Annotated in this window: 14 protein-coding genes; 9 read left to right on the plus strand and 5 right to left on the minus strand. The window is 72.2% G+C overall.

Annotation, left to right across the window (positions count from 1 at the left end; translation table 11 throughout):
• The first annotated feature begins 183 nt into the window (after positions 1-183).
• From ACOZ38_RS18675 to ACOZ38_RS18685, 3 genes are all read left to right on the plus strand, one after another.
• Positions 184-432: a DUF6400 family protein gene (locus tag ACOZ38_RS18675; protein WP_405149653.1), complete on the plus strand. Its 249-nt coding sequence runs from the start codon at positions 184-186 to the stop codon at positions 430-432.
• The gene (locus ACOZ38_RS18680) at positions 419-652 is read left to right on the plus strand and encodes a hypothetical protein (protein WP_424532198.1); all 234 of its coding nucleotides are present in this window, start codon (positions 419-421) and stop codon (positions 650-652) included. Before ACOZ38_RS18675 ends, ACOZ38_RS18680 begins: the two co-directional genes overlap by 14 nt.
• Before the next feature lie 171 nt (positions 653-823).
• A complete protein-coding gene (locus ACOZ38_RS18685; protein ID WP_424532199.1) occupies positions 824-1,450 on the plus strand; it encodes a YigZ family protein in 627 nt (208 codons plus the stop codon).
• Between the two features lie 16 nt (positions 1,451-1,466).
• Here the strand turns inward: ACOZ38_RS18685 and ACOZ38_RS18690 are convergent, their stop codons facing one another.
• Positions 1,467-3,017 (minus strand): sensor histidine kinase, encoded by a 1,551-nt coding sequence (locus ACOZ38_RS18690; RefSeq protein WP_424532201.1) that lies wholly within the window; start codon positions 3,015-3,017, stop codon positions 1,467-1,469.
• Between the two features lie 306 nt (positions 3,018-3,323).
• Between ACOZ38_RS18690 and ACOZ38_RS18695 the strand changes: the two genes are divergently transcribed.
• Positions 3,324-4,013, plus strand: coding sequence for a TetR/AcrR family transcriptional regulator (locus tag ACOZ38_RS18695; protein ID WP_424532202.1), 690 nt, complete (start codon positions 3,324-3,326; stop codon positions 4,011-4,013).
• A 92-nt stretch (positions 4,014-4,105) separates the two neighbouring features.
• Here ACOZ38_RS18695 and ACOZ38_RS18700 read toward each other — a convergent pair whose 3' ends face one another.
• Positions 4,106-4,675, minus strand: coding sequence for a TetR/AcrR family transcriptional regulator (locus ACOZ38_RS18700; protein ID WP_424532204.1), 570 nt, complete (start codon positions 4,673-4,675; stop codon positions 4,106-4,108).
• 124 nt (positions 4,676-4,799) lie between these two features.
• On the opposite strand from ACOZ38_RS18700, the gene ACOZ38_RS18705 reads away from it, so the two are divergent.
• From ACOZ38_RS18705 to ACOZ38_RS18715, 3 genes are all read left to right on the plus strand, one after another.
• Complete coding sequence (locus tag ACOZ38_RS18705; RefSeq protein WP_424532205.1) at positions 4,800-6,407, plus strand: MDR family MFS transporter; 1,608 nt, start codon at positions 4,800-4,802, stop codon at positions 6,405-6,407.
• Between the two features lie 167 nt (positions 6,408-6,574).
• Positions 6,575-6,985 (plus strand): DUF3592 domain-containing protein, encoded by a 411-nt coding sequence (locus ACOZ38_RS18710; protein WP_424532206.1) that lies wholly within the window; start codon positions 6,575-6,577, stop codon positions 6,983-6,985.
• A gap of 28 nt (positions 6,986-7,013) precedes the next feature.
• On the plus strand, positions 7,014-7,562 hold the full coding sequence (locus tag ACOZ38_RS18715; RefSeq protein ID WP_424532208.1) for a histidine phosphatase family protein: 549 nt from the start codon (positions 7,014-7,016) through the stop codon (positions 7,560-7,562).
• Between the two features lie 124 nt (positions 7,563-7,686).
• Here ACOZ38_RS18715 and ACOZ38_RS18720 read toward each other — a convergent pair whose 3' ends face one another.
• Complete coding sequence (locus ACOZ38_RS18720) at positions 7,687-9,666, minus strand: trypsin-like serine peptidase (RefSeq protein ID WP_424532210.1); 1,980 nt, start codon at positions 9,664-9,666, stop codon at positions 7,687-7,689.
• Between the two features lie 143 nt (positions 9,667-9,809).
• Between ACOZ38_RS18720 and ACOZ38_RS18725 the strand changes: the two genes are divergently transcribed.
• Both ACOZ38_RS18725 and ACOZ38_RS18730 read left to right on the plus strand, forming a co-directional pair.
• Positions 9,810-10,742 carry a Ppx/GppA family phosphatase gene (locus ACOZ38_RS18725; RefSeq protein WP_424532212.1) on the plus strand — a complete coding sequence of 311 codons (933 nt, stop codon included), beginning with the start codon at positions 9,810-9,812 and terminating at the stop codon, positions 10,740-10,742.
• 165 nt (positions 10,743-10,907) lie between these two features.
• Complete coding sequence (locus tag ACOZ38_RS18730; RefSeq protein WP_424532213.1) at positions 10,908-11,399, plus strand: hypothetical protein; 492 nt, start codon at positions 10,908-10,910, stop codon at positions 11,397-11,399.
• Between the two features lie 67 nt (positions 11,400-11,466).
• On the opposite strand, the gene ACOZ38_RS18735 is transcribed toward ACOZ38_RS18730, so the two are convergent.
• Together ACOZ38_RS18735 and ACOZ38_RS18740 are read right to left on the minus strand one after the other, a co-directional pair.
• A complete protein-coding gene (locus tag ACOZ38_RS18735; RefSeq protein WP_424532215.1) occupies positions 11,467-12,777 on the minus strand; it encodes an AAA family ATPase in 1,311 nt (436 codons plus the stop codon).
• 55 nt (positions 12,778-12,832) lie between these two features.
• Entirely contained in the window at positions 12,833-14,299 is a 1,467-nt protein-coding gene (locus ACOZ38_RS18740; RefSeq protein ID WP_424532216.1) for a hypothetical protein, read from the minus strand.
• Positions 14,300-14,329: the final 30 nt, after the last annotated feature.

Genomic DNA, 14,329 nt, shown 5'->3' on the forward strand with positions numbered 1-14,329 from the left:
CGCCCAAAGGCGACATATGGTATTTAACCGGACATGAAAGCGTCCGTATGGGGCCTTCCGCGCCAAGGGAGGCCCTCGGTGATCAAAAGGCAGGCGGCTCCGCCCCGTCCCCACGGTGGCTGAGCGGCAAGGTGCCCTGCCGATCACCTCATCTCTGTTCATCGTTCTACGGGAAGTCGTCTCATGAGCCACGGCAGCGGTCGCGCGCACATCGTCTTCGAGATGGACCTCGCGCTCCACGAGGCGCGCAGGCGGGCCGAGGTGGTCGCCGCGCTGGGCCCGGACTGGGACCCCGTGGCGGTCATGCGAGCGGAAGAGGAGGCGTACGACCTCCTCTACTCCGATCTCGACGAGGAGCAGCGCGCGACCTACGACATGCTCGTGGCCGAGGGCGTGCTCCCGCGACGAGAGGCGGGCCGTGCTTCCGATTGACCCCCACGCCGACATCGCCCGTCGAGCCTGGATCTCCTGCCCCCGGTGCCTGGACGACAGGGACTGCACGGACTGCGGCACCGGCCGCAACTGCCGGGACCACTGGCGCTACCTGCTGAGCACCACCGGGAGCATCCTGCACGTGCAGTGCCCGGGATGCGCCCACCTCTGGGCACACGAGACCCACTTCGGAGCGGGCGGCAGGCCCCCCTCCCTCTGAGCAGGCCGCCAAGAAAGGCCGGGCCGCGCCTATGGCTCGCTCACGGCCGCCGGGCGAGGCAGGTCGACCGCCGCTGGAGCCGTCGCAGGTGGCGGTTTCCCTCGCGGCCGGGACGCTCGTCGACCAGGGAGCGCCGGGGGCCGGGGGGTGGACCGGCGCTAACCTGTGCGCATGGCCGAGCCGTACCTCACCGTCAGTGGGTTCACCGAGCACGAGATCGAGGTCAGGCGCTCCCGGTTCATCTGCGCGCTCATGCCGGTGACCGAGGAGGGCCAGGCGGCCGGTTTCGTGGCCGCGCGCAGGAAGTCCCACCACGCCGCGCGGCACACCTGCTCGGCGTACGTCATCGGGGGCGACCGGCGCATTCAGCGGGCCGACGACGACGGCGAGCCCTCCGGCACGGCCGGCATCCCGATGCTGGAGGTGCTGAACCGGCGCGGCCTCGCCGACACGATCGCGGTGGTGACCCGGTACTTCGGCGGCATCCTGCTCGGCGCGGGCGGCCTGGCCCGGGCGTACGGCGGCGCCGTCGCCGAGACGCTCGACCGGGCCGAGATCCTCACCATGGTCCCCGCGCGGGTCATGACCGTCCGCGTCGGGCACGCCCAGGCCGGGCGGCTGGAGAACGACCTGCGCGCGTCCGGCCACGCCGTGCGGGACGTCTCCTACGGCGCGGACGTGGCCGTCCAGGTCGGGGTCGACGTCGCGCGGGTGGAGGAGTTCACCGCCTGGGTCGCGGGCGCCACGGCCGGCCAGGCCGCCGTCGCGCCCGGCCCGCTGGTGTACGTCCAGACCTAGGAGCGCCGCCTCCGGGTCATCGCGGGGGAGCGTACGCGGCTCCGGGGGCCCTGGCGTCCGGCACGGTGAGGCCCGGGCGGTGCGCGGCGTCGGAGGCGGGCAGCGTGAAGACGAAACGGGTGCCCTCGCCGCGCTCGGTGTCGAGGTGGATCTGCCCGCCGTGGTACTCGACGATCTTCTTGCAGAGGGCGAGGCCGATGCCCGTACCCTCGTAGTCCTGCCGGTTGTGCAGCCGCTGGAAGATCACGAAGATCTTCTCCGCGAACCGCGGCTCGACGCCGATGCCGTTGTCGCCGACCGACAGCTCCCAGAAGTCGCCGGCGCGGGCGACGCTGATCCGCACCTCGGGTGCGCGGTCGGGGGAGCGGAACTTCACGGCGTTGCCGATGAGGTTCTGCCACAGCATGGTGAGCAGGTTGGGGTCGCCGAGGACCTCGGGCAGCTCGGGCCGTACGACGACGGCCCCGGACTCCTCCGTCAGCGTCTCCAGGTTGGCGAGGGCGCGGTCGAGGGGCTGGTCCAGCGGCAGGGGCACGTGCTCGCTCTGCTCGCGCCCCACCCGGGAGAACGCCAGCAGCTCGGCGATCAGTGACTGCATCCTCCTGGCACCGTCCACGGCGAAACCGATGTACTCGTTGGCCCGCTCGTCGAGCTGGGCGGCGTACCTGCGCTGCAGCAGCTGGCAGAAGACCGTCACCTTGCGCACGGGCTCCTGGAGGTCGTGGGAGGCGACGTAGGCGAACTGCTCCAGCTCGGAGTTGGACCTGCGCAGCTCCTCCGCCTGCTCGCTCAGCAGGTCGGCCTGCTCCTGCAGGCGCTGCTGGGCGTCGCGTGAGATGGCGAGCTCGGCGGAGATGCGCCGCCGGATGGCGTCGACGTCGGCGGCGAGCATCGTGATGTCGCTCGGCCCCCTGATGTCGATGGCGTGGCCGAAGTCACCGTCGGCTACCTTCCGCGACGCCGCGCCGAGGCGGTCGAGGGGACGGAGCACGGCGTAGCGGAGCAGCAGGGCGACCGAGAGGAGCGTGAGGACGAACATCGCCAGGATGGCCGCGAAGACGGTGTTCCGCCACAGGCGCGCCCGTCCGATCTCCGCGGTCGCCGCCGTCCGCGCCCGCGACAGGTTGTCCGCCTGGCGGGCCAGGGCGGCGCGGATCAGGTCGAAGGAGGCCTTGCCGTCCTCCACCTGGACGAGCCCGACCGTGCCGGGCCCCTGCCTCCCGGCCGCGTCCAGGACCGGTCGCGCGTACCCCGACCGCCAGGCGTCGGCGCGCGTCTCGATCTCGCCGAGGTCGGCGAGCGGCGAGCCGGCCGTGATCGACTGCCTCAGGGTGGCGACGGCGGCCTGTTCCTGCGCGATGCCCTGCTCGAAGCCGGCGAGGAACTCCTGGCGCCCGCTGAGGACGTAGCCGTGCACACCGGCCTCCTGGTCGAGCAGGGCGCTTCGCAACCGCTCGGATGCCAGTAGGGCGGGGGTCATGCGCTGGATCAGCTCGTCGGAGGCCCGGGTGGTGCGGTCGAGCGCCCAGGTGCCGAGCCCGGCGGAGACGGCCAGCAGAAGTGTCATGATCGCCAGGGTGCCGCTGAACCAGGAGCGCGTGGTCAGGCGAGGCCACCTCGCTGCTCGGCCGTAGCCGGAAATGCTCAACCTTGGCCCTCCTTCTGGGACCTACCGGGTCGCGAACCCGCTGACGAGACCGGCAGCGATGACATGGACGTCCTACGGACGTCCCCGCGCGAGCGGTGACGGTGGGCACCGCCCTGTTCCGCTTCCTCGGAGGTCTCCGTTCAAACCCCCTCTGACCTGGCTCCGCCTCCGGCGTACGCCATAATCGCTTGACGGAGTGAGTACTCACTCCGTACCGTTGGCGGTATGACAGACACCAAAGTCCGGCGCAGGGCGCCGGGAATGAGCCCGGAACAGCGGCGCGACATGATCGTCAAGGCGGCCTTACCTCTGGTGGCCGAGCGCGGTGCGGCCGTGACCACCGCCGAGGTCGCCAAGGCCGCCGCCATCGGAGAGGCGACGATCTTCCGCGTGTTCGCCGACAAGGAGGAGCTCCTGAACGCCTGCGTGCTGGAAGCGCTCAACCCCGCTCACGCGCTGGAGGAGATCGCGGCCGTGCCGCTCGACCAGCCTCTCGCCGCCCGGCTCACCGAGGCCGCGGAGGCGCTGAGCGCCCACCTCGAACGCATGGGGTCGGTCATCGGCGCGCTCCACGCCTCGGGGCTGCGGCGCGGCAGGCCCGGCCCCCATCAGCGCGGCGCGGAGCCCGGCGGGGAGGCCGAAGAGGCGAGCGCGGGCGGCGAGGGCTCAGCGCCGGGCGGCGGCGGTGGCCACGAACGGGAGGGAGGGCTCGGCCGGGAGGCCTCGGTGACCCAGACCGTGGAGGCCCTCGCCGACCTGTTCGAGCCCGAGCGGGAGTCCCTCCGCCTGCCGCCCGAGCGCCTCGCGGCGATCTTCCTCGGCATGCTGTTCAGCCGCCCGCGATTCCCGGCCGGCACGGCGCCCGCCGGCCTGGGCGAGCTCGTCGACGTCTTCCTCAACGGAGCCGTGCGATGAGCGTCGTCCTCGGCCGCACCATCGGCGCCGCCAACGAGCGGTAGGCGCCTGTACGAGCTCATCTCACCTGAGTGACCCGGGCGCGCGCCCCGTCAGTGTCCGGCGGCGGGGCAGCGCTCGATGAGCTCCAGGGCGACCTCTAGGGCCGCGGCCTTGCGCTCCTCGTCGGCGAGGTCCTCGTCCTTCAGCAGGAGCCAGGCGGCGTGCAGGGTGAAGATCGCCATCGAGCTCCTGAGGCGCTGCGCCGTGGAGTCGTCCTCGTCCCACAGGATCCCCACGAGGCTGGTCATGAGGTTGCGCATCTTCTCGACCTTGGGGTGGTCGCGGAGCGCGGTCTGGTTGCGCTCCATGAACCTCATGAACGCGTGGTGGTGGCCGCCGTAGAGCTGGTCGGCGTAGCGCCTGACGAACTCCCGCCTCGTCTCGATCGTGCGGGGCTGCTCCTGCCCCCACTTGATCAGGCGTTCCACCATGGCCTGCCGGTCCTCGGCCAGGCTCGCCACGATGTCATCCTTGGTCCGGAAATGGTAGTAAAGCGCGGCCTTGGTCACCCCGAGGGACTCCGCTATCTCCCGCAGCGACGTCGCCTCGTAGCCCTGCTCGGTGAAGAGCTTGAGGGCGATCTCCTGGATGCGAGCACGCGTGTCGGTGGTTTCCCTCATGGCCTCTCAGACGCTCCCTGTATCCCCTAATTAACTTGACGGTCGGCAAGTAAGTTATCTACCTTGGAGTATAGTCACTAGCCGGTCGGCAAGTAAGTAAGCACTCTCAAGGGGGCGTAAAAGAATGACGGAGACCGCGGCCGAACCCGTTCCAGGGCGTCGGCGGGAGGTCATGGTGGTCCTGCCGGGGCTCATGCTCGCCATGATCCTCGCCATGCTGGACAACATGATCGTCGGCACCGCCATGCCGCGCATCGTCGGCGAGCTCGGCGGCCTGGCACACCTTTCCTGGGTCGTCACGGCGTACGTGCTGGGCACCACGGTCTCGACGCCGATCTGGGGGAAGATCGGCGACCTCTACGGCCGCAAGACGATCTTCCTGGCGTCGATCGCCATCTTCATGGTCGGCTCGATGCTGTGCGGCATGGCCGGGTCCGACCTGCTCGGGGGCACCTCCGGCGGCATGGGCGAGCTCATCGCCTTCCGCGCCATCCAGGGTCTCGGGGCCGGCGGCCTCATGGTCAACGCCATGGCCATCATCGGTGACCTCGTGCCGCCTCGCGAGCGTGGCCGCTACCAGGGCATCATGGCCGCGATGATGTCGCTCGCGATGATCGCGGGCCCGCTGGTCGGCGGCTTCATCACCGACCACCTGAACTGGCGCTGGGCCTTCTACGTCAACCTGCCCATCGGCGCCGTGGCCTTCATCTGGCTCGTGTTCCGGCTGCACCTGCCGAAGTACCGCACGGAGCACCGCATCGACTGGCTGGGCGCGGGCCTGCTCGGCGTGGGCATCACCGCGCTCGTGCTCATCACCACCTGGGGCGGCAACCAGTACGCCTGGGGCTCCTGGCAGATCCTCGGACTCGTGGCCGTCGCCGTGGTCACCTTGGCGGCCTTCATCCCGGTCGAGCGCCGGGTCGCCGAGCCGATCATGCCGCTGCACGTGTTCAAGAACCGCAACTTCACCCTCATCTCGCTGATCGGCTTCCTGCTCGGCTTCGCGATGTTCGGCGCGATCAACTTCCTGCCCCTGTTCCAGCAGACCGTCCAGGGCGCCTCGGCGACCAACTCCGGCCTTCTGCTGCTCCCGATGATGGCGGCGGCCATGGTGGTCTCGCTCTTCGTCGGGCAGGCGATCACGAAGACCGGCAAGTACAAGATCTTCCCGATCGCCGGCGGCGCGCTGATGGCGGTCGCCATGTGGCTGCTCTCGATGCAGGACGTCAACACCACCCGCTGGGAGACCGGCCTGTTCATCGCCGTCCTCGGCCTCGGCATGGGTGGTCTCATGCAGACCACGATGCTGATCGCGCAGAACAGCGTCGAGCAGAAGGACCTGGGCGTGGCGAGCAGCGCCTCCACCTTCTTCCGCTCCATCGGCGGATCGTTCGGGGTGTCGCTCTTCGGAGCGATCTTCAACAACCAGCTCACGTCCAACCTGACCGAGAAGCTCGGCCCGCAGGCGGCGCAGATGGCGAAGGGCGGCACCGGCCATCTCGACCCCGCGTCGCTGGCCAAGCTCCCCGCCCAGGTGAGGATCGGCTTCCTGGAGTCGCTGGCCTCCTCCATCTCCAGTGTGTTCTTCTGGGCCATCCTCTTCGCGATCCTGGTGCCGCTGCTGGCGGCCTTCGTCAAGGAGATCCCGCTGCGCGGCGGCCCCGCGGCCCCGGCCTCCGGGTCCGGCGACGACCCCGCCAAGGAGACGGCGGCCGTGGGCGCCCTCGACTGACGCCCTCCCGCCGGCTCACCCCTACGGCCGTGACCACCACCGTGGTCACGGCCGTCGTCGTCCCACCCGCCGCCCATGGGGCGGTCGGGCCGTCAAGGGCATGGCAAGTCGCACGCAAGGCCGGGCTCCTAGCGTGGGGGCGCCCCCCTGCGGAACAAGGAGTTCGTGTGTCCACCACCGCCTGGCTCGTCCTCGCCTTCGGCCTCGTGGCCCTGATCTTCGGCGGCATCGGCGCAGGGATGCTGATGTCCCAGCGTGACTTCCGCCGGATCGCCCAGCGCGTGCCCGGTCAGGTCGTACGGCTGCGCCCCAGCCACTCCAGCGAGGGGACCGTCTACTACCCGACCATCAGGTTCACGACGGTGAGCGGCCGGCCCGTCGAGGTCGAGACCAGCGTCGGGAGCAGCCCGCCGGTGGCCCCGGTCGGCGGCGAGGTGGCGGTCCTGTACGACCCCGCCAACCCGGCCCGTATGCGCGTCGACAGTCTCCTGGGCGGAAACCTCCTAGGAATGGTCTTCGCGGGCACAGGTGCGGTATTCCTGCTGGTGTCCATCGCCGTGGTCGCCTTCGGAGGATGACCGCCCTCCGCCACACCTGGGAGCCGCCGTGGCCGTCGAGCTCGTGTACGAGACCCACTCGATCACCACCGACAACGAGACCGGAGTCGCCACGGGATGGCTCCCGGGCGAGCTCTCCGAGCGGGGGAGGCGGCTCGCGGAGGAGCTGGGCGACCGCCGCCGTGACGACGGCCTGGCCGCGATCTTCACCTCCGACCTCCGCCGCGCCGTGGAGACCGCGGAGATCGCCTTCCGCACCTCCAAGATCCCGATATTTCAAGACACGCGGCTGCGGGAGTGCGACTATGGCGACCTCAACGGCATGCCGGTCGGCCGCCTCCAGAGGGAGAGGTCCCTGCACATCAGCGACCCCTGGCCCGGCGGCCAGAGCTACCAGGACGTCGTCGAGCTGACCCGCGACTTCCTCCGCGACCTCGCCCGCGACTGGGACGGCTCCCGCGTCCTGGTCATCTCCCACTCCGCCAACCGCTGGGCCCTGGACCACCTCCTCCGCGGCAAGTCCCTCGAAGAGCTGGTGGACGCCCCCTTCGACTGGAAGCCCGGCTGGGAGTACCACCTTCCCGTCGGTCCGTCGTGACGACCACGTCACCCGCCACGCCGACCTCTTCCGGCCCGTGTGAAGGCCCACCGCGTCCGGTCCCTCTGAGAGCGGTGCCGCGACGCTCGGGAGCGGGACTTCTTCCCCCTGGGAGGGTGACACCTCAGGTGAGGGTCTCGCGGATGGCCTGGGCGATCGCGGGGTGGGCGAGGTACTCCTCGATCAGGTGGGCGCGTTCCAGCGGGTTGTCCACGGCCGCCTCCTCCAGGGGACCGCTCCAGTCGTCGCGCAGCGGGCACCCGATCGCGACCGGGTCGGCCGGGCTCCACACGTTGAGCCAGCGGGTCACCTGGGCGGGGCGATGGGGGCCGCCGGAGAGCAGGCGGGTGTACACGGTGTCGAGGCCGAGCGGGCTGCCCGCGGTGACCAGGAGCGGCACCTCCAGCGTGGAGGGGAGCCGGGTGAGCAGGTCCATGGCCACCACCGTGCCGAGGCTGTGGGTGACCAGCACGATCGGACCGGATGCGGGGAGCGTCTCGCACACCGCGTCCAGCACCGTGCGCCTGATGTCGGGGTTGTCGAGGTAGGCCGCGACGTCGCGGAAGATCTTGGCGATGAGGAAGCGGTCCAGGTTGGTGGTGGCCGCGAGCCAGCTCAGCATCCGCTGCAGCGGGGTGGTGAGCCCCTCGCTCACGCTGTCGGCGGGCATGCGCGCCTTGGCGGCGGCCTCGGCGATCAGCTGCTCGTACAGCAGCCGGGTCGTCGGGGAGGACGGGGCCAGGGCCGCGGCGACGTTGTCGGTGACCGCCCCCGCGAGCACCGGCGCCGCCTCCAGCGCCGTCATCGCGTCGAGGAAGCGGTCGCCGTAGAACGGAAGCCACACGTCTCCGGGGTCGACAAGGGGAGAGCCCGCCAGGGTGAGGCCCTTGTTCAGCCCGGCGGTCCACTCCCTGCGGATGGCCTCGGGATCCCTGCCCTCCTGGCTGCGCCCGTGGACGAACACCAGGCGGCCGGTGCCGCCGAAGGCGGAGGGGCGTCCCGCGAGCCCGGAGACCTTCGAGGCCCCGGCGGATGCTCCGAGCGCCTCGGTCCAGGCGGGGGACGCGGTGAGCCCGGCCGCCGGGCCCATCTCGGCCAGCAGGGCCTGGGCCGGCGCGGGGGGACGGAGCTGGGCGAGGCGGGCGAGGATCACGCTGACCCGCACGCCCTCGTTGGCCACCCAGTCGACGGCGTCGTCGCCGTCTCCCGGCGCCCAGGGCCGCCCGTCCTTGCGGATCCAGCGGCCCTGCTCGTCCAGGCGGGGGATGCCGGAGTGGTGGAGGGCGACGACCTCCCACTGGTCGTTGAAGACGGGGGAGCCGGAGCTGCCCGGCTCGGTGTCGTTGGTGTAGTGCAGGAAGTCGTCCAGTTGCAGGGACAGCTCATTGTGCCGGATGGAGATCTCCTTCAGCCGCCCGCTGGGATGCCCGACGATGTTGACGGGCTCGCCGATGACCACCTTCCCCTGCTGGGCGACGAGGCGGTTCCAGCCGAACACCTCTCCCGCGCGCCTGCCGTCCGCGCCGGGTCTCAGCGCGACCAGCGTGAAGTCCAGATGCTGGTCGGTGAGGAAGCACGCCTCCGGTTCGAGCCGGAACCGCACCGGGATGCCCGGCTCGTTGTCGAGGTTGACCTCGGCCCCGAACTCCACGACGAGGTCACGCGCGCTCTCCTGGTTCGCCAGCACGTGGTTGTTGGTCATCAGCAGCCCCGGGCCCACCAGGAAGCCCGTTCCCTGGGGAAGGAGCCGGCCGCCGTCGTTCAGCGAGATCCTGGCCACGGTCGCGGCGGCGCGCGTGCCGCGGGCCAGGAAGTTGACCGCCTGGAGCTCGCTGGACTCGCCGATGATCTGTTCGAGCAGGCGCGGGCCGGAGGGCACGCCCTCGGCGACCACGCGGGCCACCGCGGCGACGGGCAGGTCGCCCCGGCGCAGGAGGCGCTGCGCGCGGGCGGCGAGCTGGTGCTCCCCGTCGAGGATCGTGAGGCCCTCCGCCCGCCGCTGCCGCAGGTTGGCCTCGCGCGGGCCCGTGGTCTCCTCGTACCGCCGCGTGGCGGCGTCCGTCTGCCTGGCCTTGGCCGTGCCGGGATGGTGGATCGTGCTCATGGGCCGCCGCCGGTGGTGAACGCGTGAAGGGTGGACCCGTTCAGGTTCCCGGTCCACGGCGGCGGGCGCATGAGTAGTCCCCTACTCAAGCTACGGGGGAGGGATCTTTCTGGGCGAATCCGCGCGGGTAGTAGCGTCTGCTCATGCGACTTGGTGTCCTGGACATTGGTTCCAACACGGTGCACCTCCTGGTGGTGGACGCCCACAGGGGGGCGCAGCCGCTGCCGGCGTACTCGCACAAGGTCGAGCTGCGGCTCGCCGAGCACCTCCACGACGGGGACAAGCTGTCGCCCGGGGGCGAGCGCGAGCTGCTGCGCTTCGTCGAGGACTCGCTGCGCATCGCCGAGGACAAGGGCGTGGAGGACATCATGGCCTTCGCTACCTCGGCCGTGCGGGAGGCGATCAACGGCGAGGACGTCCTGACCCGCCTGCGGTCCGCGACCGGCGTGGACGTCCAGGTGCTGTCCGGGCAGGACGAGGCGCGGCTGACCTTCCTCGCCGTGCGGCGCTGGTTCGGCTGGTCGTCCGGGCGGCTGCTGGTGCTGGACATCGGCGGTGGGTCCCTGGAGATCGCCTCGGGCATCGAGGAGGCGCCCGACGTGGCGGTCTCGCTCCCCCTCGGCGCGGGGCGGATGACGCGCCGGTGGTTCAGCGCAGACCCGCCTCCCCCCGAGGAGGTGCGCAGCATGCGCAGGCAGGTGCGCGCCGAGATCGGCAGGATCGTCGGCGACGTGGTGAAGTACGGCCGCGCGGACCACGCGGTGGCCACGTCCAAGACCTTCAAGCAGCTCGCCCGCATCGCCGGGGCCGCTCCGTCGGGCGAGGGGTCCTACGTCAAGCGGGTGCTGGGCCGCGACGACCTGTCGCGGTGGACCGAGCGCCTCGCCACGATGAGCAACACCCGGCGCGCCGCGCTGCCCGGGGTCTCGGCGGGGCGCGCGCCCCAGCTGCTCGCGGGCGCGGTCGTGGCCGAGGCCACGATGGACCTGTTCGACACCCGCGAGCTGGAGATCTGCCCGTGGGCGCTGCGCGAAGGCGTGATCCTGCGCCGCCTGGACGGCATGCCGGGGGCGTGACCGCGCCCCGTCACCGTCGCCACGCCGGTCCCGCCGGGTGTGCCGAGCATCGTTCGTATGCAGGAGAATCAGTTCTTTCACCTGCGTAGAAGGAGTAGAAGGAAGTGTGAGCGCGCTCATCGAGGGCACGTGTCCCACCGCGACAACACAAGAGGAGGATGGGCGATGATGGCGCTCATCGGCACGGCCTACACCATGCTGGCCGTTCTGATGCTCACGGGACTCGCCCTCATACTGATCGCGGTGATGACGCTGATCTGCCTGGCGTTGATGGCCTCGACCACGAGTCCCGAGCCGGAGTTCGGCGCGGTCGACCGGCAGGAAGGCCCCGCGACCGCCGAGGGCCGGCGAGAAGCGGCCGCCGACCGGCGAGAAGGTCCCTCGGCCGCGGCAGGCCGCGTGCGGGGCGTCCCGGCCGAGGGCCCTCCGGCCCAGCGGGAAGCTCTCCCGGCCCGGCGGGAAGCTCTCCCGGCCCGGCGGGAAGCTCTCCCGGCCCGGCGGGAAGCTCTCCCGGCCCGGCGTGACGGTCGCTCGGCGGGCGAGCGCGAGGCCGCGGCCCGTCCCGTCCAGGGCCGGTGTGAGGGCCGCCCGGTGGTGGGCCAGTGGGACGGCCGCGCGGCGGTCGTCAGGGGCGGGGGACAGCCGGGGGTGTGGTGACGCTCCTCCGCGCCGCTGGAGGCCCGCGTCGGCTTCGCGGCCGGCGCCCTGCCCGCCGAGCGGGTATTCACCGGAGCGGTGCCGCCTCCACGCGGTGCTTGGACAGGTGGGCGAGCACCGCCTGGTTGGCCTCCCAGCCGTCGGGGAACTTCACAGGGACGTTCAGCTGCACCGTCTCGGACGACGGATGGGCGTCGAGCAGCTCGGGGATGCCCGCGCGGGCCACCACGACGCACGCGTGGCGGTGCCGCGAGGTGAGCACGCACAGCCGTCCGGACTCCAGGTGGAAGGCCGTCGCGTCCCTGCGCCCCGACAGCGGATGCAGCACGATCGTCACGTCGTACTCCCGGCCCTGGAGGCGGTTGGCGGTGTCCACGGTCACGCCGGCGGGCAGTCCGGCGGCCTGGATCGCGGCCACCTGGTCGCGGTGCGCCGCGCCGATCGCGATGCGGTCGGGCGTGACCGGCCGCTCGCCCCGCTCGGAGAGCGTGACGGGCGCGCGCTGCAGCAGCCGCGCGGCCAGCACGGCCACGGCCTGGACGGCCTCGGCGTCGGTGCGCACCGTGTGGCGGCTCGGCAGCTCGTACAGCGCCCAGCCGGACGCCGCCGCCTCCTCCAGCGCGGCGTCGTACGCCGTGCGCATGCCGCCCACCCCGAACGACAGGCTCCGCTCGCCGGGCCGGGTGCCTGCCTTGAACCCGGTGTAGGGGTAGAAGGCCTCCGACACGACGGGCGCGGCCGAGGCGGGCAGCCTCCAGGACACCGGCAGCCGGTGCACGGGAAGGTCGGGGTTGTGCCGCAGGAGCACGGCCACCGCGCTCTGCAGCGGATCCCACGACAGGCCCGCCCAGCGGTCACCGTCCACGATCGAGAACGGGTCGAGCTGGCCGGGGTCGCCGACGAACAGCGCCCGCTCGAACAGCCCCGCGATGCGCAGCAGCTTGTCCGAGCGCATCTGGTAGGCCTCGTCCACGATCGCCCACGGCCACTTGCGGTCGCCGATCCATGCCCACTTGTCGGCGGTGGCGACCACCACCGCCGGGTCGCCGAGATCGGGCAGCTTGGTGCCCACGCTCGCCTTGCCCACGACCCTCTGCGGCACGGCGTAGTCGGCGGCGGAGAGCCGGCCGATCGGCAGGGTGGGATGCTCGGCCGCCAGCCGGACGATCAGGTCGTCCACCTGCTCGTTCGTCTGGGCGATGATCATCAGGGGCTCGCCGGTGGCGGCCAGGTGCCCGGCGGCCCTGACCACCAGCGTGGACTTGCCCGCGCCCGGAGGCGAGTCGACGACCACGCCGCGGTGCCTGGGCAGGTCGGCGAGCACGGCGTCGACGACGGTGGCCGCCTCCACCGCCGGGGAGACGTCCTCGCCCGTCATGGGCGCCGCCGGGTGCGGCGCGGTCCGCGCGCGTCCGTACCGGCTCCTCGTGATCTCATGACCACTCCTCCTCCGGCTCCTCCGCCGGTACGTGCTCGGGCGGGGGACCGCCGTGCGTCCACGGGGTGTCCTCGGGCGCGGGCAGGCTCGGCGGGGGCTGGAACTCGTCGGTGAGGGCCGCGTAGCAGACCCGCTCGCCGACCTCCGGCACAGCGCCCGGCGTCGCCGCCTTGCCGCGGCCCATCCCCTTGACGATCTTCAACGTGACGTGCTCGCCGGCGATCTCGACGACCTCCGCCTGCTGGCCGCGCCGCTCGGGCGTGCCGAGCCGGGCGCCGGGCGCGAGCCGTACCGGATCGCTCGTGCGCACGGTGAGCAGCGGCCTGAGCTTGCGCCCCCGGCCCTCGCCCTCGGTGTGGTCGGGATCGGTGGCGAGCACCGTGCCGGCGAAGGCCTCGCCGGTCAGGCGGTACGCGGCCATGACCAGGGGATCGTCGTAGGCCCGCTGGGCGTCGTAGGAGGCCCGCGCGCGTTCCATGCGGGCCAGCCGCGACGCGGCGCCGACCGCGCTGTCCCGCTTCGGCTGGGGAGGGCCTCCCTCGGCGAGCTGGGCGGCGAAGTTGGTGAAGGACGCCCGGTCCGCCTCCCACCGCGCCGCGGCGCCCGGCCCGGCGGGCAGCGTGCCGAGCAGCTCGACGGCCCGCCACATCAGCCGCCAGGTGGGTTCGAGCTGGGAGCGCACCGCCTCGCCGACCCGGGCCGCCGCTCGCTCGCCGCGCGTCTCCTCGTACGCCCGGATGGCGGGCGCGAGCACCTCGGTGTCGAAGCCGGGGTCGGTGGCGGGCCCGGCGGGCGGCCAGATCAGGGGGTCCTCCGCCTCCCTGGCGGCGCTCGCGCCGCTCATGCCCGGGGCCGGGTCGATCCAGCTCACCAGGGATGCGAGGTTCGCGTCCTCCAGCGCGCTCTGCCCGGTCGCCCAGTGCAGGGAGAGCGCCTCGGTGGCCGCGAGCAGCAGGGACGAGCCGGGGTACTGCGCCCGCTGGGCCAGGAAGGTCAGCCACCGGCCGAGCACCGGCACAGACGGGTGCACGGCGTACGGCCCCTCGGCGCGGCGGAAGCGGGTCGAGCGCCCGAGCATGTGCACGAAGGCGACGGCGCCGCGGTTGGGCACGATCAGCTGCGGGGCGTCCACGCAGCGCTCGTACGGCTCCGCGCCGCGCCGCTCGACCGTCTCCGTGGCCTTCTGCAGGCCCTCGACGTACGGCAGGAGGATCTCGGCCAGCTCGGCGGTGAAGGCGAACCGCAGGTCGCGGTCGCGCGGCTGGGGCACCACGAGCAGCCGGGGATGGGCGGGATCGGTGCCCGCCATCGCGGCCAGCGGCGCCGCCGCCTCACCCGCCAGCCGGAGCGGGATGAACACCATGGGCCGCTCGGACAGGTGGCAGTGGCGCACGGTCGCGAGCCTGCGCGCCGTGCCGGTCTGGACGGCGCGCAGGCGGGCGAGCGCGGCGAGCGTGCTCACGACACCCCCGTGAGTCTCGGATCTTCATGG

Origin of the sequence: Sphaerisporangium viridialbum (assembly GCF_049674955.1) — a bacterium.
Lineage (GTDB): Bacteria > Actinomycetota > Actinomycetes > Streptosporangiales > Streptosporangiaceae > Sphaerisporangium > Sphaerisporangium viridialbum.

Excerpts from the sequence above, each read along its gene's own strand:
- ACOZ38_RS18675 (WP_405149653.1), top strand. The coding sequence starts at position 184 with ATGAGCCACGGCAGCGGTCGCGCGCACATCGTCTTCGAGATGGACCTC.
- ACOZ38_RS18730 (WP_424532213.1), top strand. The coding sequence starts at position 10,908 with ATGATGGCGCTCATCGGCACGGCCTACACCATGCTGGCCGTTCTGATG.
- ACOZ38_RS18685 (WP_424532199.1), top strand. The coding sequence starts at position 824 with ATGGCCGAGCCGTACCTCACCGTCAGTGGGTTCACCGAGCACGAGATC.
- ACOZ38_RS18690 (WP_424532201.1), bottom strand. The coding sequence starts at position 3,017 with ATGACACTTCTGCTGGCCGTCTCCGCCGGGCTCGGCACCTGGGCGCTC.
- ACOZ38_RS18725 (WP_424532212.1), top strand. The coding sequence starts at position 9,810 with ATGCGACTTGGTGTCCTGGACATTGGTTCCAACACGGTGCACCTCCTG.
- ACOZ38_RS18700 (WP_424532204.1), bottom strand. The coding sequence starts at position 4,675 with ATGAGGGAAACCACCGACACGCGTGCTCGCATCCAGGAGATCGCCCTC.
- ACOZ38_RS18705 (WP_424532205.1), top strand. The coding sequence starts at position 4,800 with ATGACGGAGACCGCGGCCGAACCCGTTCCAGGGCGTCGGCGGGAGGTC.
- ACOZ38_RS18720 (WP_424532210.1), bottom strand. The coding sequence starts at position 9,666 with ATGAGCACGATCCACCATCCCGGCACGGCCAAGGCCAGGCAGACGGAC.
- ACOZ38_RS18695 (WP_424532202.1), top strand. The coding sequence starts at position 3,324 with ATGACAGACACCAAAGTCCGGCGCAGGGCGCCGGGAATGAGCCCGGAA.
- ACOZ38_RS18735 (WP_424532215.1), bottom strand. The coding sequence starts at position 12,777 with ATGACGGGCGAGGACGTCTCCCCGGCGGTGGAGGCGGCCACCGTCGTC.